Genomic DNA, 19,324 nt, shown 5'->3' on the forward strand with positions numbered 1-19,324 from the left:
TGTTGGAATTATGCCGATTTTGGAAATATTGATACTTGATTACGTTGATCAATGGAAAATGTAAAGGAGAAATATTGGGGAAAAGTATATGTAATACTCTTGTTCGTTGGTTCACTTGTTACGGGCTGTGGGGTAGATAAACCCGATGCAGTGGAAATGGCCGAAGCCAAGCTTCCCGAGGTCATCGATTTCAATTATCATATTAAACCTATTCTTTCGGACCGATGTTTTGCCTGTCACGGGCCGGACAAGAATAATCAGAAAGCCAGTTTAAGGTTGGATATAGCGGATTCGGCTTATGCAGCCCTGCGTTCCGGAGCCGGAGTTGCCATCAAACCTGGTAGCTTGGGAAAGAGTGAGGTTTATCACCGAATGGTGTCGACCGATCCAGATCAGGTCATGCCCCCACCGGAATCAAACCTTACCCTTAGCCCAACGGAGATTGCGTATATCAGCAAGTGGATAGAACAAGGTGCCGAATACAAACCGCATTGGGCCTTTACCAAACCTGAAAAAAAGAAAGTTCCCAAAGTAGGTAAGGGTTGGGCTACGAATGAAATAGATCATTTTATCGTGGCCAAACTGGAGGAAAACGATATTGAACCTTCCCCAATGGCGCAACGGGAAGTACTGATACGCAGGTTGTATTTTGATCTTACCGGTTTGCCGCCCGCCGTAGAAGAAGTAAAACGTATCATGGCCGATAGTGCTCCGGATTACTATGAAAGATTGGTCGATAGCCTATTGGCATTGCCCACATACGGGGAACGTATGGCAGCCCATTGGTTGGATGTGGCCCGTTTTGCGGATAGTGAAGGGTATTTGGATGACTTCCACCATGAGATGTGGCCCTATCGCGATTGGGTCATCGATGCCTATAATGAAAATTTGCCTTACGATGATTTTGTCCTTTGGCAGGTTGGGGGAGACCAAATTCCTGAAAGTACCCATGAGCAAAAGTTGGCCACGGCTTTTAATCGTTTGCACAAACAAAATTCCGAAGGCGGGGTCATACCGGAGGAGTTCCGAGTGGAATACGTTGCCGACCGCACCAACACGGTAGGTACGGCCTTTATGGGCTTAACAGTCGCTTGTGCCCGTTGCCATGATCACAAATACGACCCCATATCCCAAAAGGACTATTTTGAGCTTTTTAGTTTCTTCAATAGTACGGTGGAGCGGGGGGATGCCATATTCGCATATAACTCCATCGAGAATGGAAATGATGCCCCACCCGAACTTTCTATGAACGCGGGACCCGTAATGCCCGTACCCGGGGAAGAAAGTGTCGCGAAACTATGGGAATTCCTAAAGCGTGAGATCAAGACGAAATCGTCACGTATTCAGGAGGAAGTAGGGAAAAGGAAACCATTGGCCCTGGAGTGGGCAGGTTCCAATCCCTCACCTAAAGTCATGGAAAGCCTAGTGGATCATGCCACCATGGTGCATCTTGATTTTGACCAATCGGCAAATGGAATTAGCAAAGACCGTGCTAAAGGTTCCAAGGACGCAAAGTACCACGGGCATGCGTTTGTGCCAGGAAAGAAAGGTATGGCCCTAGAATATCAGGAAGGGCAATTGATAGCCGATGGAAGTAGGATCAGTTTTGAGCGAACGGAACCCTTTACCGTAAGCTTTTGGATCAAAACCCCAAAGCAATTTGACGAGGCCCGTGTTTTTTATAACGGCAACGGCCGTATACAGGGCTATCGGGGCTGGGACGTGGTTTTGGATAGTACAAGGTTGTCTTTTAGGCTAAGTCATGCACATCCCTATCAATCCCTGGATCTTCGCTTAAAGGAAGAGTTGCCGTTGAACCAATGGCAGCATTTTGTTTGGACCTATGACGGCTCCAGTGATGCCAAGGGCATGAAAATCTATCAAAATGGGCAATTAATGGATCCGGAAATTCTCCGGAACAATGTACTCCGATCCACAAAACCCTACACCGATAAACGTGCTACGGTGTATATGCATTATCAAGGCCTTATTTTAGGGGCCAGCCATTACGACCAGCACTTTGATGGAGGTTTCTTGGATGATGTCCGTATCCTGAATATAGAGGCTGGAGAGTTAATGGCCCAATATTTATATGATGCAGAAGTGGGACGGCAATCGTTCCAACAAGCTATGACTTCCACTTCGGAGGCGGCAACGGAGTTTTATGTTTTGCACCTGGACGAAAAGCTCAGACAGGAACGGGACGCTTTGCGTGAAATGCAATTGCGCGAGGTCCAGACGATGGACACCGTTCAGGAAATTATGGTGATGGGCGACTTGGATACGGAACGACCCACCTATATTTTAGATCGCGGGATGTATGACGCCCCGACCGATAGAGTAGGGCGGGATGTCCCCGAAACCATTTTACCATGGCCGGAAGATTTGCCCCGAAATAGATACGGTCTTGGAAAATGGCTGGTACATGAAGACAATCCCTTGACGGCCCGTGTAGCCGTAAACCAAATATGGTATTTAATGTTTGGCCAAGGATTGGTCTCTACCAATGAGGATTTTGGCAATCAGGGTGCCTTGCCCAGTCATCCCGAGCTTTTGGATTGGTTGGCCGTTGATTTTATGGAAAACGGATGGAACGTAAAACGATTGGTCCGGCAAATGGTGACATCGGCTACATACAAGCAATCCTCGGTTGTACGGGAGGATTTAAAGGATATTGATCCGGACAACTTACTTTTGGCAAGAAGTCCTAGATACCGGAGGTCTGCGGAAATGGTAAGGGATAATGTCTTGGCGGCCAGTGGCCTTCTTGAGCCAAAGATAGGTGGGAAATCGGTGTTCCCATACCAACCCGAAGGCCTATGGCGGGAAACAATAACCCACGCGTTTTTCCCGGATTATGAGGTGGATTATGAAAATGGATTATATAGACGTAGCCTATACACTTTTTGGAAGCGAAATGTCCCTGCGCCTGGCATGCTGGTTTTTGATGCCTCCAACCGTAGTGAATGCCAAGTGGAGAGGCAGCGCAGTAATACGCCGCTTCAGGCACTCGTATTGTTGAACAGTCCACAGGTTATCGAAGCATGTAGGGTACTCTCCGAAAAAATCTGGAAAGAAACTTCTTCTGATCTCACTAGCGCAATTGATGGAGTTTTTCTGGCATTGATCGGAAGAGTGCCCACACAAAACGAAAGAAACATATTGACTCAGCAGTATCATGAAGAGAAAGATTATTTTGCCTCCAAGCCCATAGAAGCAAAGAAATTTCTAAGTATCGGGGCGATGCAACCTGCTCCCGAAATTCCCATGATAGAAAACGCGGCATTGGCTCGGGTGGCCAATACGGTCTTAAATTCCACGGAGGCTTATTATAAAAATTAGAACTATGGATTATAGCAAGGACATCCAAAAAGCGAAATACCTGCAGAACCGAAGGGAATTTCTTCGTACCACAAGTCGAGGATTGGGCAGTCTTGCCCTAGGTAGCTTAATTTTTCCAGATCTAATGGCCTCCCCGAGCCCCAAGGATATCGAAGCGGCTAGTTTAAACAATGGCGTAGTCCTTTCAGGTCCACATCATACACCAAGAGCCAAAAGGGTTATTTACCTCTTTCAAAGTGGTGGGCCAAGTCAGTTTGAGCTTTTTGACTATAAGCCCGAGCTTATGACACGCTGGGGGGAGGAAATTCCGGACTCCGTTAGAAACGGTCAACGTGTATCCGGTATGTTGGCCGCACAATCCAGCTTTCCGCTGGTGGGCTCTAAGTTTAAATTTCACCAACATTCAAAGACAGGGGGATATTTTAGTGAATTGATGAAGCATACCTCCGGGATTGCCGAGGATATCTGCATGATCAATTCCATGTACACCGAAGCGATCAACCACGAACCTGCCGTCATTTTTATGCAGACCGGCTCACAGCAGGTAGGAAGACCCAGTATGGGTTCCTGGATGAGCTATGGTTTGGGAAGTTCCAATGATAATATGCCTTCATTTATTGTACTACTGTCCAGAGGAAAGGACAGTGCCCAAAATCTGAACATGCAGGCTTGGAATAGTGGATTTTTACCATCGCATCACCAAGGAGTACAATTCAGGTCCGGTTCTGATCCGGTATTGTATTTGAGCAATCCCTTGGGAATAGATAAAAAGAGTAGAAGGCGCGAGTTGGATTACCTTTCCCGACTGGAAGCCGAGCAAAAAAAGGTATGGGGCGACCCTGAGATCGATTCAAAGATCAGCCAATATGAAATGGCCTATCGCATGCAGGCCAGTGTTCCCGAAATTGCCGATCTTTCCCAAGAACCGGATTACATCTTTGATATGTATGGCGAGGATGCCCGTATTCCCGGTACCTATGCCTACAATTGCCTCATGGCCAGAAGATTGGCGGAACGCGATGTTAATTTCATCCAACTGTATCATATGGGTTGGGATCAGCATGGTAATCTCCCTACAGAAATCGTCAAAATGGCCCGATCATCAGATCAGGCATCCGCTGCATTAGTAAAGGATTTAAAACAGCGCGGCCTTTTGGAAGATACCTTGGTAGTCTGGGGTGGTGAGTTTGGCAGGACCAGTTTTTCCCAAGGAAAGTTAACGAAGGATAACTACGGCAGGGACCATCATCCACGGAGTTTTAGCATGTGGATGGCCGGGGGGGGCATAAAGCCTGGAATGGTGTATGGAAAGACCGATCCCTTCGGCTATAACATTGAAGAAAATCCGGTCCATGTACATGATTTTCAAGCTACCCTTCTCAATCAATTGGGGATTGATCATGAGCGATTGGTCTTTAAGCATCAGGGAAGAAGATATCGCCTTACCGATGTACACGGACATGTGGTAAAGGATATTCTTGCATAACCCTAGATATTTCGGTTTTAAATGACCTCTGATATTAAAGGGATGGAGGTGAAGTGGATTAACTTCATCCAAGTCCTTAATACTTGTTTTCCATTTTTTAATTCACCTAAACCTATCTACCATTCGTCTACAGTTATGGGTCATCCGTCTACACGGCGAGGATAAGGGGATTTAAAATTTTAACATTTGTCATGGAATTCCAAAGCACAAAAACATGAATATCCTATTTATAGAAGATGACAATATTGAGCTTATGAAGTTGAGACGGACGGTTTCAAAGCTTAAGCTCAAGCACGTAATCACCGAAGCAAGGAATGGTGAAGAAGCTTTACAAAAACTAGGTTCGGAAGATGCACTTCCCGATATTATTCTCCTAGACCTGAATATGCCCAGAATGAGTGGCATCGAATTCCTAAAAATTCTTAAGGCACACGATACCTTAAAATACCTGCCCACAATCATCCTTACAACTTCCGAAAACCGGGCCGATTTGCTGGAATGTTACAGGATTGGAATTGCCGGTTACGTCATAAAGCCCCTAAAATACGAGGAATATCAATCCAAACTTCAGAAGGTTTTAGCGTATTGGGAAGCCAATGAATTGGTAAAAGGCTAACAGAAAACCTCGTTTCACAACAAATTTTCTGTCATAGGTGATACTTTTCTTACTTTTATTTTTGAAATTAAACCAGAATGAAAGGAATTGTTTTTACAGAATTTTTGGAAATGGTGGAATCCAAATTCGGTCTGGAAACGGTAGATACCATTATTGAAAAGGCGGATTTGACTTCGGAAGGTATTTATACTTCGGTAGGCACCTATGATTTTAATGAAATGGTAAGCCTAATTACCGGTCTTAGCCAGGAAGTGGATATCCCTGCGGGAGATCTTATTTACGCTTTCGGGCTTTATCTTTTTAGCAGTCTTGGCAAGGCCCATCCAGAGGTGATACAGAGCTACAAGTCGCCCTTGGGACTTTTGTATTCCATTGAAGACCACATCCACGTACATGTAAAAAAGCTATATCCGGATGCTGAATTGCCCGCCTTCAAAATTTTGGAAAAGACGGATAATTCAATTTCCATGATCTATTCCTCTTCTAGGGGCCTGTATAGGTTGGCCCATGGCCTGATCGAAAAAACTTTTGAACACTTTAACGGCAAAGCGGATATCACCTATCAACTCTTAAAGGAAGATGGCACTGAAGTCAAATTCGACATTGTCCAAAATGGACAGTAAGGAGGTAGCTCTTCTAAAAAAAGCGCTTGAACGTCAAAAAAAGGCACGCCAGCAAGCGGAACGGATTTTGGAAGAGAAATCCAAGGAGCTCTATGATGTAACCCACCACTTAAAACAGGCCAACAGCAAGCTAGAAAACCTTCTTTCCGAAAAGGCCTCTGAAATGGACCGCGTTTTTATCAACATCATTGATCCCTATGTGGTTATGGATTTACAGGGCAATGTAATCAATATGAATACATCGGCACGGGATTTTCTGGGGTACAACGAGCAAAAGGAACCCATTGATCTTTCGAAACTGGTACATCCAGATTACGTTCAGTATACGGCGGAGTCCTTTAAGTCCTTGTTGGAGGTGGGTACCCTTAAAAACTACCGGTCTAAAATACGGATCAAGGACCAATCCGAAAAATGGGTACAGATCAATAGCAGTCTTATTTATGACAAGGCGCATAAACCCATAGCGGCCCAAGGTATCATAAGGGACATTACCCGGGAAATGGAAATCAATGAACTGCTCGGGGAACAGCGAAAACAACTCGATATCATTGTAGAGAATTCTCCGTTGGGTATTGTACTTGCGGATAAGGGGAAAATCATTAAGGCCAATACCACCTTTAGCGAGTTATTGGGTTATGATGCCGATGAATTGAACAGCATGTCCATACGGGATATTTCGGTTCCCGATAGTGATGATGACACCCAGAAAATGATGGAGAAGATGAATCAGGGCAATTTGGACAAGTTTGTGATCATTAAAAAATACCGCAAAAAGGATGGTTCGGTTTTATTGGCCAAGACTTCGGTAAGTGCCGTTAAGGATTCCCACGGGAATATGGAGTACCAAGTGGCCTTGATCGAGGATATTTCCAAGGAAGTAGAGGCAGAGGAACAACTGAGAGCCTCGGAAAATAGGCTTTCTACCTTAATTGCCAACCTACAGACCGGGGTATTATTGGAAGATGAAAATCGAAAAATAGCCTTGACCAATCAAATGTTCTGTTCCCTTTTCAAAATATCCGTATCCCCTGAAAACTTGAAAGGTGCGGATTGTAACGATGCCGCGGAACAGAGTAAGATACATTTTAAGGATCCAAAAGGTTTTGTGTCAAGGATCCAGGATATCTTGAAGCAACGGAAACTTGTATTGTCCGATGAATTGGAAATGGTGGACGGAAGAATTTTGGAACGTGATTATATCCCCATCTTCAATAATGGCGTGTACAAAGGACATTTATGGACCTATCAAGATGTTACCATACGCAAGAATTTCAAGAAAAACTTGGAAGCCGAAAAGGAAAAATACAGCAATATCATCGCCAATATGAACCTGGGGTTGATCGAGGTGGACAATAACGGAATTATTCAACTGACCAATCAGAGTTTTTCCCAGATGAGCGGATTTACGGAAGAGGAACTTTTAGGACAGCCGGCCATAGATGTGTTGAAGGTACGGAATAAGGAAATTGTGGAGGAAAGAACGGACAAACGCCTTAAAGGGGTTTCGGATTCCTACGAAATAGAGGTATTGCATAAAAACGGGTCAATCCGGCATTGGCTCATAAGTGGGGCACCCCGTTATGACGATGCCAAAAATGTTATCGGCTCCATTGGGATTCACTTGGATATTACGAATCAAAAGCAATTGGAGCTTCAAAAGGAAAAGCTGTTGCGGGAACTGGAAAAGAGTAACCAGGGACTGCAGGAGTATGCCCATATCGTATCCCACGATCTGAAATCCCCGCTTCGCAGTATCAGTGCCCTTTCCAGTTGGTTAACGGAAGACTATCATGATATTCTGGATGATAACGGAAAGTTCAATCTTCAGCAAATACAGGAAAAGATTGAGGGTATGGATAATCTGATCGATGGTATTTTGAAATACTCCAGTATCAATAGCGATACCTTGGATACCACGGCGGTGGATCTTAATACCGTGGTACAGGAAATACGGGAAATTATTTTTGTACCCGAGAATGTGAGTATAATCATCATGAATCTCTTGCCAACGATTACAGCGGATAAGACCCAAATCCATCAGCTTTTTCAAAATCTGATCAGTAATGCCGTGGTCAATATTGAAGAGGAGGAAGGTCTGGTGGAAATAAGCTCCGTGGATAGAAACACCCACTGGGAATTTAGTATTAAAGATAATGGTGTGGGCATTCCCGAGGAATACCACGAAAAGATTTTCAAGATTTTCCAGTCCATTGGGGACGAGGAACGTTCTACGGGAATTGGCCTCTCCATTGTAAAAAAGATAATAGACCTTCATGAAGGAAAAATTTGGCTGGACAGTGAAGTCGGTTGTGGCACCACCTTTTATTTTACCCTAAAGAAATGATATGCCGGAGAAACCCAATCTTACCTACATAAAAGAACTTGCCGGAGATGATTCGGACTTTGAGCAAAAATTCATTGATATTTTAAAGAATGAATTCCCCGAAGAAATGGCTATCTATATGAGCCATATCCAGAATAATGAGCCTAGGGCAGCGGCTGAGATCGTACATAAACTCAAACACAAGTTTAACATTCTTAGTATGGAGGAGGCCTATAAGGTAGCGGTAGAATATGAGGAAGAGCTTAGGGCAGGTCGTACCGAGACGCATCATAGGTTCCAAAGGATACTATATACCATTAAGGACTTTCTAAATACCATCTAGCATGAACTGTATAATAATTGATGATGAAGCGGCCGCGCGCGCCATTGTAAACCAACTTTGTTCTAAAATTCCGGAATTGGACGTTATTGAAGAGTTCGACAATGCCATTGACGCCATTAAATTTTTAAATCAACAGGATATCGATGTGGTTTTTCTGGATATCCATATGCCCGGATTTAGCGGAATAGATTTTGTACAGACCTTAAAGAATCCACCTAAGGTAGTCTTGACCACTTCGGATACCGACTTCGCCATTGCTTCTTATGAATACGAAGCCATTGTAGATTATCTGGTCAAACCGATAACTAGCGAACGTTTTGAAAAGTGTATCACCAAGGTCAAGAATTCCTTGACCCAACAACCCAAGGTGTCGGCTTCTGAACCATCTCCGGAAATCGGGGATGATCTCTATATCAACATTGACCGGAGGCTGATCAAACTAAAGTTGGGCGAGATTTTGATGGTTGAGGCCAAGGGGGATTATATCGACATTAAGACCGAAAAGGAAGAGTACCATGTACATACTACACTGAAAAAGATAAAGGAAAAATTGCCCGATCATCTCTTTTTGCAGATTCACAGATCCTATATCATCAACTTTACCAGAATTATTGATATTGAGGATAATAGCGTCCTTATCGAAAAGAACGTCATTCCCATTAGCCGCTCCAATAGGCCCGAGTTGATGCGCCGATTGAACCTTCTGTAAATCTGTTCCCCTTACCTAAATTACGGTTCGTCCATAGTTAAATGCCACTGGCCTATCTTGGACATACCAAGGTCGTTTTCATGGGTATATTTGAGGTAGAAAAAGAAGTATAACCCTAAATATTTGACCTATGAAAACTTTTATACTTGTATTTGCATTGAAAGCATTGGTAACCGGACTTAAAACTGTTATAAGCTCTGTGGTGGTAGGAGTAGCCTTGTCCATGGCAGGCTTACTATAAATCGCTTTCGTTGTAAAAAAAGCGCCTTCATTGGCGCTTTTTTTATACCCGAAAATCTGCGCGGAGCGCTTGCGAATGTCTTGTCTACAAAGACAAACGGTTCAACTACAGCAAATGACCATCCACCGAAGTTCACCATAAAACCCTTGTTTTCGTTCGGATATTTGTCCCATAAACTAAAACCTACTTCGGATGAAAAATTTTTTACTTCTAATGGCAACGTTGACCTTGCTCGGTACGGGTTACGGTCAAGACTATAATTTTTTGGGGGAATATACCTCGGATGGTACCCCAAAGTATTTTGACGAAAAGGATGAGGTTTCCCAAGAGACCTTGGATTTAATAGCGGATGCCCTCCCCGAGGGATTTCCCGTTCCGGATTATAATCCGCAGTACATTACATCAGGCTACGATACGGATATTGTAATCAAGGAAACCGCCGATGTTTGGGTAACATTTGTAGGCGAGGGTGCCGGGTATAAGAACGTACTCGGATTTTATACCTATAACACGTCCAACCCATCACCGGAAGCACCTAGTCCTGAGGAGATTACCATTGTTTTCCCCAATGTCTCGGCGAAATACAGTGGAGGTAGCTTGGAGGTGGGCCATAAGGTAAAACTGGGCCGTTTCGCTCCAGGTACTTCAATAGGTTGGGTATTGTTGGCCAACGGTTGGAAGGGAAGAGTTACCTCCGGTCTGTGGCAATTGTATTCCGGTACACAATACAATCCAGAGCGTGAGGAAAACCTTCGCTATCATAATGTGTTATTGAACGACCCGGACAACGAGCGTATTATTTTGGGGTTTGAGGATATCCGAAGGGATTATGCCAGTTGCGATCAGGATTTTAATGACGCCTTGTTCTATATTACGGCCAATCCCTATACAGCCATTGAGACTACCAATTACAACAAGATTACGGACCATGCCCCTGTAAGTTCGGGAAATGACGGAGGTCTGGAAAGTAATGGGGATTTGGCCCGTTTGATCGCAAAGCGAAATTTTGACCGTAACAAGACCAATAGCTTTAAGAATACCAAGAAAAGACAAAGCAAATACGACAAAAAGACGTACAAATCCCTAGGGGCGAAATCCGGGGAATTGGACGCCTATTTCCCTGCCTCAGGGATGTTCGGTACGGAAACCACCTATGTATCAAGTCCGGAGGATTTGTTGAACATTACCAATGCGGAGAACATCTTTTCCATTGACTATTATGAGGGATCCAGTCGTGTTTCCGCGGCCTTGGCCACCGAGACCAAGGGTAAGGTATATAACCATACAAAGACCATTTGTGATCGTTTGAACGACTCCCAATTATTGGATGTCCGTACGGTAACCCTTCAAGGTCATGAACTTGCGTATTCACAACTGCAACGGGCTAATGGATCCGTAGAGTATGCCTTGACCTTTTCGGTTAAAAATGAAGGCGGCTCGCAGCGCCTCTATAGTCTATGGAATTTGGATGCCTACCCCATAGGGGACTATCGCAACTTCCAGGTATGGGGTAATAGCATGGGTCAGGTGACTACCTTGGTGAACCACATACTAAATACTTTGTCCCAACAAAAAGAATTGAAAACGTTTAAGGGAACGGATATTCTCCCTACGGTCTTTATCAAAAATGGCTACTACAAAGCGGGGAAGCTACATCTTAATGTAGTGAATAAAGTAGGGGCAAGTTGGTTGAATATTGATGGAAATTATAAAGTAAGCGAACAGGAGCGCGAACACAATCTCAACAAGATGATTACCCTAAGCGGTGCCTGGGAAGAAGAAGTAATTGTGGATACTGGATATCTGTTCGATATAGGCATATCCATATTGGCCGAGAATTCCTATCAGCATGATGCCATGTATTTGGCGGATGGTCCTTGGGGTGCCGATATGAACCCCAATGTAGATGCTATTGCCACCTTTGAAATCAAGGAGCATACGGAGACCATACCCAAGGACGGTCATTCCATAGAGCGTAGTGTAAGTGCCAAAGGCGAAGTAAAGGAAACTATAAATATTTTCCGAAACCTATTGGCCGGGGATTTGCAACTGTATGTAACTGATTATGACTTTCTACGGTTCCATATCCAAAACGATAGGCCCATAGAGGTAAGCTTGGTCACGGATGCCACGGATCAGTGGGAGGAGCGATTGCGATTTACTCTGGAACCAAATACCGAAATTACGGCTCAAAGTATTGCCTTGGCCGACTTCAAAAACCACGAAGGCAAATCCATGGATTTTACCCAAGTTAAGACCATTGTATTTTCTGTACAGGGGGATTACCAGACTTATGCACCCTTTACTTTGGAAATTGAGGACATGGCTTTGACTACTTCCGGTATCCCTGAAGAAGATGAGCAGGAGGAAGAAGAAACGTATGAAACGGTTATCATAACGAATTTTGATTCCGTGGAAAGTGTATGGGTCGATCCGATAATCGAGGAAGTGGAGCTAAAACACTATCCCAACCCCTTTATCGCATATACCGTGGTGACCCTACCCGCCAAAACGGATAGGGTAGCTGTAAGCTTAACCAATCTTGGCGGACAGATGGTATACCAAGATAATTTGGTTACCCAACACAATAATAGTGCGGTACGTTTGGAGGTGCCAGGGTTGCATCCGGGAATGTATGTATATACCATCATGGACATCCAAAATGGAAGAACCTACCGCGGAAAACTGATTAAGGAATAGGCAAGCGACAAATTGCACCTCGTATTTATTTGGGATCAGGAGTGTTTTTTTTAGTGCGATTCGGCCCCGTCTTAGGACGGGGTCGTTTTTTTCTGTTGATTATCAATTCATTGAAAAGCTATTGAAAAGGTTCCCCCCTTTTTAAGAGGAGCCCGCCTGAACGGAACGGGCAGGATGCTGAAAGCAGAGAGGTCGAACTGGACACCTAGCCCGAAAAACCTATCCCATGGAAAGACGAAAATGTGCTTTTGAGGACTTTTTTTTGGATACGAAGCAAACGCCTACTTATGTCAAGGAGGGCAGAAGTAGCAATAAATTGTGGTATTTTGCTAAGTGCTTTGAAGTCAATGTGTATATTTCCCAAATCGATAGTGTACGTGTAGTTATGCTGGAATAAACCAGATAATCCATCTTTACAGTCTTGATAAACTCAAAATCCATAGCGGTACTACCTTTTTCCAATACGAGCAACGATCCCGAGAATGAAAGTTTTTCGGACGGATTGACCGAAGAAATTATCAATTCCCTAACTGGAGTTTCTGGTTTAAAAGTGATAGCAAGAACTTCATCTTTTGCGTATAAAAATGTGAATGAGGATGTTCGGAAAATAGGGGAGCAACTGAATGTCAGCCTCATTTTAGAAGGTAGTATACGAAGGTCCCAGGATAAAATTCGGATTGCGGCACAACTCATTAGAACCTCGGATGGATTTCATATCTGGTCTGAAACCTTTGATAGGCAAATTATCGAGATATTCGAACTACAGGATGAAATAAGCCTTTTAATAGCGGAAAAAATCCGGGAGAACTACGGTCATCTGGATGTAGGTGAACAACTCTTTAAAGTTAGCACCAAGAATGTTGCCGCCTATCAGCATTACCTAAAGGCCAAACAATTCTACAATACATGGGATATGACAGGTTTTGCCAATGCCGCCAAGGAGTATGAAAAGAGTATAGCCGCAGACCCGACCTTTGACCTACCGTATTTTGGAGCCGGATTAAGCTATAGTTTTTTAGGTTCTTGGGGAACCATGAAAAAAGAAGAGGCCTTTAAGCGGGTGAATCATTTTTTTGGTGCCGGGAATATGCTCAATGTCGCGTCCAGTACGCGATACTACAGTACAGCCAAACATTTGTTTTGGGGATTGTGGGAGTTTGACAAAGCCTATAAAGCATTGTCAAAGGCTTATGAAATGCTCCCTCAAGACGCCTCCAACAATGAGTTTATGAGTGAAATAAATGCCTTGGTCGGTAATTTCCTTTTGGCCAAAAAACATATTGAGGCCAGCATTGAGATCAATCCTTTATCACCAACACATTACTACACCAAGGCGCAAATTTTATTTTTACAAGACCAACTATCGGAAGCCATAGCTATTTTGGACAAGGGTATCGCCATAGACCCAACATTTTCAATATCGCAAGAGTTGCGCATATCCTGTTCCATCTTATTGGGTCATGAAGATACATTTAGGAGGGCACTGGACTCCTTCGATTCAGACTCCGGCGAATTGTTTCAGGCCCTATATCGGTTGGTACAGTACAATCAGGATTTTGATGATGATTTGCTGCAAAATGCGTACACCTCCCAGTTTAAACCCCTGCTCGCATGGGACCTTTACGTATTGGTACACAAGAAAAAATACAATGAAGCACTGGAACTTCTTCGAAAAAAGGTCAAAAATAGAATGGGCCAGGTCCTCTATTTAAAATATGACCCTTGGCTAAAGCCACTTTACGGAAATGAAACATTTCGGGAAATCGTGCTAAGCAGCTGCCCTAAACACAGTATCATAACCGCACGTCCCAATACAACCAAAAGTATCCAACTCACAAGACAGGAGACGGAAGAATTTAGGGAGAAACTAATGACCGTAATGGAGTCGGCTAAGCTATATCTGGAACCAAAATTGGGTCTTAAGGATGTGGCGTTCAAGGTAGGTCTACATCCTAATAAATTGTCCTGGCTTCTCAATGAAATACTCCATAAAAACTTCTATGAATTTGTAAACGAATACAGACTCAAGGATTTTCAAGCTAGGGCTATGGATCCAAAGAATAAGCACTTAAACATCCTAGGCCTGGCATTGGAAAGTGGATTTAACTCAAAATCCGTGTTCAATGATTTTTTCAAAAAAACGGTCGGTCGGACGCCCAAGGACTGGCTAAAACAACAACAATCTTAATGACCCAAAAGTCCTGATGCGCATTCATACCTCTTAGCAAATTAAAAGGACGACCGATACCCCATGTGTTTTGCAGTTTTGCTGCGTATAATTTTAAAACACAAAATCATGAAAGGTGTACAATTAAAAAACGTTCTAGTGTCTGGATGTATCGCTTACGCCATTGGAGTGGCGGCATTTTTAACTTCGTTCTTTATTCCTGTGATGTCTAACCCGGAACATCAAGCCAATGTGGTATTGGCATTTGCCATAATTCCGGCTGCCATTGTCGGGGCAACCTATTATTTGAAAAGAGACCAGGGAACAAGTGGGATCGTATTGGGAATCGGTATGTTTTTGACGACCATGCTCTTGGATGCACTGATTACGGTACCATTTTTTGTGATTCCCCAGGGGGGCGACCACATCAGTTTTTTTGCCGATCCCGGTTTTTGGGGTATCGCATTGCTTTATATAGCTGCCGTGATCATTTACGTAAAAAGCAAAAGAAAATCCGCATGGGCCAAAAAATGAAGCTATGAAGAAGTTAGTAATACTAACCCATCCCAATATTGATACATCCATAGTGAACAAAGCCTGGAAAACAATGTTGGAAAAGAATGCCCATACATTTGTGGTGCATGCCTTATACAAGGTCTATCCAAACCTAAAATTCGATATAGCGCGAGAACAAGAAGTATTGGAGGCATTTGATGAAATCATTTTTCAATTTCCCATTCATTGGTATGGTACCCCCTTTGCCTTAAAAAAATATATAGACCTGGTATTTGCGTACGGTTGGGCCTTTGGTCCCGGTGGGGACCGACTTAAAGGGAAAAAAATAGGCTTTGCGGTTTCAACCGGTGGCCCGGAGGAGTCCTATAATGCACCAACAGGTATTTCGGTAAAAGGTCTTCTCAATGACCTGCATTTGACTTTTGAATATTGTGGTTGTGAGGTAACGCACCTCCATGTGTTTTATGGAGCGATGTTCAACTATAAAGCCAAGTTACTGGAAGAAAATACGGAACGCTATTTGAAGACATTCGCAAATAGCAATTGAGTCGGATAGCTACTGTAATCTTCACAGCAGTTTGGAGGGACCCCTTCGTGCACAAGTCCCGGACACTTACCTTGTCCAAAAAAGACCCTGCTATTTATTTCGGTAGTCCTTAAACCTTTAACTGTATTGAGAACGGCAAATAGGGGTATACAGGATGATAGATTGCCTATCCCCGTGATGGATATAGAATCAATGATGATATTCAATTGTTTTATGTAATTTTCTTTACCATTTGCAAAACATGAATTTCAAAATTTCCTTGCATCTAATTTATTGCTTGCCCATACTGCTTTTAAGCTGCGGTGAAAAAGCGGATGTCAAAGAGCGAACTACTACGGAGTTGATCAGGGAAGTGAAAGGACAGGTCAATGCCTTTCAAAAGGCCGATACCACATTGAGTTCAGAAGGAGTTTTGGATTTGTTATGGCCGGAATTTACGATGTTAGCAGACGGCAATCGTATTACCTATAAAAAGGTCAAGGAAAGTTCAAGGGACTTTATGTTATCCTTGGAAAGTTTTAACACGGAATGGGATAGTTTAAGAATCATTCCGCTTGGAAATGACTATGCCATTTCGTCATTCTTCTTTACTGATTCGATCGTTGCCAAAGATGGAACCATTACGCAATCCAAAGGTCCAAATACTTTTGTATGGGAAAGACGGGAAGGAAAATGGAAAGTGCTATATGCGGATGCGGACCATTATCCAATAGAATAGAATGAATTATAGCCAAACCCTTGTAAATGATGAAACTAAAAACCATGATTTCAACCAAAAAGCTTCAACATTGTATAGTAGTTCTAAGTATATGTTTTACCAACATCATATTTGCCCAAAAAATAAAACCCACGGATTCTGGATATGTTAAGACGAATGGTGCTACCATTTTTTATCAAATCTATGGCGATGGCGAGCCTCTGCTACTATTGCATCATTTTCAGTCTACAGGAACCGATTCCTGGTCCCCGTTTATAGCCGAATTTTCAGAATCCTTTAAGTTGGTTATTCCAGACCTTAGAGGTCATGGCCAATCCACTGAACCAAACCCAGACCTACCTTACGCTATTGAGCCCGCGGCAGATGACATGATTACCTTGCTCGACTCTTTGAAATTGAAAAATGTTAAAAGCATCGGAAGTAGTGTCGGTGGTGCCATTTTGTACAGTGCGGCCCTCAAACGTCCTGAACTGTTTAGCGATATGGTTACCATTGGAGGGATTGTCTTTAGGCCCCAGGTCTTTAGACAATGGATTAAGAATCATCCAGACGATCAGGTAACTCCTGAATTGATCAAGTTACATGGAGCAGAAAAGGCAGCAACCTTAATTTCACAATTCAACCAGGCCGCGGATTTTTATGGAGATCATGAATTGACACCAGATCTTTTGGCCAAAATCACCACAAGGACACTGATTATTAATTCGGACAAGGACCCTTTGGTTCCTGTTGAACATGCGTGGCACATTTATCAATCCGTTCCGAACGGGCATTTGTGGGTCGTGCCCCATTTGAGTCATCTGCCCCATTTATATCCTGAGATTCAAGATGAATTTAGAAAACGTGTCCTGGACTTTTTAAAGGCTCGGTAAATCCCAAAGTCCAGCAAATCGTTTCGTTCGCTGATCAATCTTTTTATGGAATATCTAAAGGTCTTAACGAATTTTTCAATGTTTCGAGTTCAATACTAAATCTGTGGACCACATACCAATAGTTATGTCAAATCAAAAAAGACACATAAAAGCATTTAGAATGAAGGGTATATGGGCATTGGTAGCAGGGGCCTTACTTTTTTTCGGGTGTAAGGGGACAAATACCTCCTTGAAAAGGGTGGTGTCTCCGGAAGAAATGGAGCGCATATACAGTGAGGTAAAAACGCCCTTTAAATATGGTGTGGTCTTTAAACATCCCGATTCCACAAAGATGATAGACTCCCCGACTATATTTCGCGAAAAGGATACCTGGTACATGACCTATATTGTTTTTGATGGTCAAGGCTATGAAACGTGGTTGGCACATAGCGATGATCTGCTGAACTGGGAATCGAAGGGAAAAATACTCTCGTTTACGGAAAATACCTGGGATGCCAATCAAAAAGCGGGTTATGTATCGTTAGTACAAACGGAATGGGGCGGGGATTATTCGGTAGAGCATTATAAGGATAATTACTGGATGACCTATTTAGGGGGAGCCACAGAGGGATATGAATCCGGTACCTTAAAAATCGGGTTGGCCAATTCCACAAGCTTAACGGAAGCCAAGCAATGGCATACTGGGAATACGCCACTTTTGTCTCCGGATGATGAAGATGCGCGTTGGTTTGAAAATAAAACGATATATAAAAGTTTGGTGATTCGTGATAGAAAAAAGCATACCGGGTATCCTTTTGTGATGTACTATAACGCCAAGGGCGATACGGCTGACTATGAGAGTATTGCAATGGCCGTATCCGACGATATGCTTACATGGAAACGCTATGGGGAAAACCCCGTTATTACCAGGAAAAAGGGTATTTGTGGTGATGCACAGATCGCAAAAATCGGGAATCTCTATGTGATGTTCTATTTTGGGGCATTCTGGAAACCCGGTGCTTTTGAACGGTTTGCCTGTTCCTACGATTTAATACACTGGACGGATTGGGAGGGTGAGGACCTGATAGCTCCCTCGGAAGATTATGATCAAAAATATGCCCATAAACCTTGGGTGATACAATGGAAGGGTGTGGTTTATCATTTCTATAATGCCGTAGGCAATAGGGGTAGGGTGATCGCTTTGGCCACATCAAAAAAACTGACCAAATGACTTGCCACAGCTTGGTGTCCTATGAAAAGCACCAAGGAAGATTCTCTTAAACCTAAGTACCACTTCCATTTTTTGCGGGAAGTCCTTTTGTAGAGGACAAACCCGTAACTTTGTGTAACACGCAAAATAGGGTTATGCCTACGGGCAAGGGACTAGTTTCCATTATGGTTATGTGCTCAATAATCATATCCGCCCGAAATTGGTGATGACTCTATACGCTTATTGGCAAGTATTTATATGAAAAAGTCAAGTCCATACTTTCTTTTGATGTGTCTTGTAATGGCAGGTTGTCGTATTGATGATGGACCGGAAATTATTACGTTGGAATGTAGTGGGTTTGATTTTGAAATTGCGCAGAGTGAATGGATTATACTTCCTGAAGGCCGGGAATATACCTTTGAAGGACAGGGAAAAACCATTGAACTTAATTCAGAGTACCAAATAAGTGAACCTTTTACAATTGAGTTTGATAACCCGGGATTAAGGGCTTTAATTCCAATTGGGCTTCCAAATAGGGAATGTTTTAGTTCATATCTCTCATTTCACGAATCCAATGACGGAAATACCAGCTTCTTCAATGAAATTCGAAATATTAACAATGGTGAATTGGTTTTCAATTCATTTGCCATTGATGATTTGGGTTTCGATTTAGAAATCATAAATGACGCTATCTCTATTACAAGAATTGGGGCTTCAAACGTTGCATCGGAAACTTTAGCTTTTCAAACCTTTCAATCTTTATCACTAGAGGGTAGAGTTTTTGAAAATATTTTACAGATAACAAATCTAGACCTTCAACCAGACCAAATTTACATTGCAAGAAATTTAGGTCTAGTCGCATTTAAAAAGAATGATACGCTTTGGTTACGAAATTAAAAACATTTGCAAACAGGGGCTATGATTCATCCCAA

16 protein-coding genes are annotated in these 19,324 nt (G+C 43.0%); all 16 read left to right on the forward strand.

Annotation, left to right across the window (positions count from 1 at the left end; genetic code table 11):
* The first annotated feature begins 51 nt into the window (after positions 1–51).
* The 16 genes from Q0993_RS11290 (at position 52) to Q0993_RS11365 (ending at position 19,289) form a co-directional block, all read left to right on the forward strand.
* Positions 52–3,342: a DUF1553 domain-containing protein gene (locus Q0993_RS11290; protein WP_299533027.1), complete on the forward strand. Its 3,291-nt coding sequence runs from the start codon at positions 52–54 to the stop codon at positions 3,340–3,342.
* A 4-nt stretch (positions 3,343–3,346) separates the two neighbouring features.
* A complete protein-coding gene (locus Q0993_RS11295) occupies positions 3,347–4,828 on the forward strand; it encodes a DUF1501 domain-containing protein (RefSeq protein WP_299533028.1) in 1,482 nt (493 codons plus the stop codon).
* Between the two features lie 214 nt (positions 4,829–5,042).
* Positions 5,043–5,444: a response regulator gene (locus Q0993_RS11300; RefSeq protein ID WP_299533029.1), complete on the forward strand. Its 402-nt coding sequence runs from the start codon at positions 5,043–5,045 to the stop codon at positions 5,442–5,444.
* A 77-nt stretch (positions 5,445–5,521) separates the two neighbouring features.
* Positions 5,522–6,067, forward strand: a complete 546-nt coding sequence (locus Q0993_RS11305; protein ID WP_299533030.1) for a heme NO-binding domain-containing protein — start codon at positions 5,522–5,524, stop codon at positions 6,065–6,067.
* Positions 6,024–8,411, forward strand: coding sequence for a PAS domain S-box protein (locus Q0993_RS11310; RefSeq protein ID WP_299533032.1), 2,388 nt, complete (start codon positions 6,024–6,026; stop codon positions 8,409–8,411). The genes Q0993_RS11305 and Q0993_RS11310 overlap by 44 nt, the downstream gene beginning before the upstream one ends.
* 1 nt (position 8,412) lies before the next feature.
* Positions 8,413–8,733, forward strand: a complete 321-nt coding sequence (locus Q0993_RS11315; RefSeq protein WP_299533034.1) for an Hpt domain-containing protein — start codon at positions 8,413–8,415, stop codon at positions 8,731–8,733.
* A 1-nt stretch (position 8,734) separates the two neighbouring features.
* The gene (locus Q0993_RS11320; protein WP_299533036.1) at positions 8,735–9,442 is read left to right on the forward strand and encodes a LytTR family DNA-binding domain-containing protein; all 708 of its coding nucleotides are present in this window, start codon (positions 8,735–8,737) and stop codon (positions 9,440–9,442) included.
* 433 nt (positions 9,443–9,875) lie between these two features.
* Positions 9,876–12,383, forward strand: coding sequence for a DUF4114 domain-containing protein (locus tag Q0993_RS11325; protein ID WP_299533039.1), 2,508 nt, complete (start codon positions 9,876–9,878; stop codon positions 12,381–12,383).
* 226 nt (positions 12,384–12,609) lie between these two features.
* Positions 12,610–12,780, forward strand: coding sequence for a hypothetical protein (locus Q0993_RS11330; protein WP_299533041.1), 171 nt, complete (start codon positions 12,610–12,612; stop codon positions 12,778–12,780).
* 24 nt (positions 12,781–12,804) lie between these two features.
* Positions 12,805–14,571, forward strand: coding sequence for a helix-turn-helix domain-containing protein (locus Q0993_RS11335; RefSeq protein ID WP_299533043.1), 1,767 nt, complete (start codon positions 12,805–12,807; stop codon positions 14,569–14,571).
* Between the two features lie 108 nt (positions 14,572–14,679).
* The gene (locus Q0993_RS11340) at positions 14,680–15,084 is read left to right on the forward strand and encodes a DUF5367 family protein (protein ID WP_299533045.1); all 405 of its coding nucleotides are present in this window, start codon (positions 14,680–14,682) and stop codon (positions 15,082–15,084) included.
* A gap of 4 nt (positions 15,085–15,088) precedes the next feature.
* The gene (locus Q0993_RS11345; RefSeq protein ID WP_299533047.1) at positions 15,089–15,613 is read left to right on the forward strand and encodes an NAD(P)H-dependent oxidoreductase; all 525 of its coding nucleotides are present in this window, start codon (positions 15,089–15,091) and stop codon (positions 15,611–15,613) included.
* 241 nt (positions 15,614–15,854) lie between these two features.
* Positions 15,855–16,331 carry a nuclear transport factor 2 family protein gene (locus tag Q0993_RS11350; protein ID WP_299533049.1) on the forward strand — a complete coding sequence of 159 codons (477 nt, stop codon included), beginning with the start codon at positions 15,855–15,857 and terminating at the stop codon, positions 16,329–16,331.
* A 26-nt stretch (positions 16,332–16,357) separates the two neighbouring features.
* Entirely contained in the window at positions 16,358–17,203 is an 846-nt protein-coding gene (locus Q0993_RS11355; protein ID WP_299533051.1) for an alpha/beta hydrolase, read from the forward strand.
* A 160-nt stretch (positions 17,204–17,363) separates the two neighbouring features.
* On the forward strand, positions 17,364–18,413 hold the full coding sequence (locus Q0993_RS11360; protein ID WP_299533053.1) for a glycosylase: 1,050 nt from the start codon (positions 17,364–17,366) through the stop codon (positions 18,411–18,413).
* A gap of 237 nt (positions 18,414–18,650) precedes the next feature.
* A complete protein-coding gene (locus Q0993_RS11365; RefSeq protein WP_299533056.1) occupies positions 18,651–19,289 on the forward strand; it encodes a hypothetical protein in 639 nt (212 codons plus the stop codon).
* Positions 19,290–19,324 lie beyond the last annotated feature (35 nt).

It is taken from the genome of Ulvibacterium sp. (assembly GCF_028285715.1).
Classification (GTDB): Bacteria; Bacteroidota; Bacteroidia; order Flavobacteriales; family Flavobacteriaceae; genus Ulvibacterium.

Coding starts and splice junctions, on each gene's coding strand:
- Q0993_RS11290 (WP_299533027.1), top strand. CDS start 52: ATGGAAAATGTAAAGGAGAAATATTGGGGAAAAGTATATGTAATACTC.
- Q0993_RS11295 (WP_299533028.1), top strand. CDS start 3,347: ATGGATTATAGCAAGGACATCCAAAAAGCGAAATACCTGCAGAACCGA.
- Q0993_RS11300 (WP_299533029.1), top strand. CDS start 5,043: ATGAATATCCTATTTATAGAAGATGACAATATTGAGCTTATGAAGTTG.
- Q0993_RS11305 (WP_299533030.1), top strand. CDS start 5,522: ATGAAAGGAATTGTTTTTACAGAATTTTTGGAAATGGTGGAATCCAAA.
- Q0993_RS11310 (WP_299533032.1), top strand. CDS start 6,024: ATGGCACTGAAGTCAAATTCGACATTGTCCAAAATGGACAGTAAGGAG.
- Q0993_RS11315 (WP_299533034.1), top strand. CDS start 8,413: ATGCCGGAGAAACCCAATCTTACCTACATAAAAGAACTTGCCGGAGAT.
- Q0993_RS11320 (WP_299533036.1), top strand. CDS start 8,735: ATGAACTGTATAATAATTGATGATGAAGCGGCCGCGCGCGCCATTGTA.
- Q0993_RS11325 (WP_299533039.1), top strand. CDS start 9,876: ATGAAAAATTTTTTACTTCTAATGGCAACGTTGACCTTGCTCGGTACG.
- Q0993_RS11330 (WP_299533041.1), top strand. CDS start 12,610: ATGGAAAGACGAAAATGTGCTTTTGAGGACTTTTTTTTGGATACGAAG.
- Q0993_RS11340 (WP_299533045.1), top strand. CDS start 14,680: ATGAAAGGTGTACAATTAAAAAACGTTCTAGTGTCTGGATGTATCGCT.
- Q0993_RS11345 (WP_299533047.1), top strand. CDS start 15,089: ATGAAGAAGTTAGTAATACTAACCCATCCCAATATTGATACATCCATA.
- Q0993_RS11350 (WP_299533049.1), top strand. CDS start 15,855: ATGAATTTCAAAATTTCCTTGCATCTAATTTATTGCTTGCCCATACTG.
- Q0993_RS11355 (WP_299533051.1), top strand. CDS start 16,358: ATGATGAAACTAAAAACCATGATTTCAACCAAAAAGCTTCAACATTGT.
- Q0993_RS11360 (WP_299533053.1), top strand. CDS start 17,364: ATGAAGGGTATATGGGCATTGGTAGCAGGGGCCTTACTTTTTTTCGGG.
- Q0993_RS11365 (WP_299533056.1), top strand. CDS start 18,651: ATGAAAAAGTCAAGTCCATACTTTCTTTTGATGTGTCTTGTAATGGCA.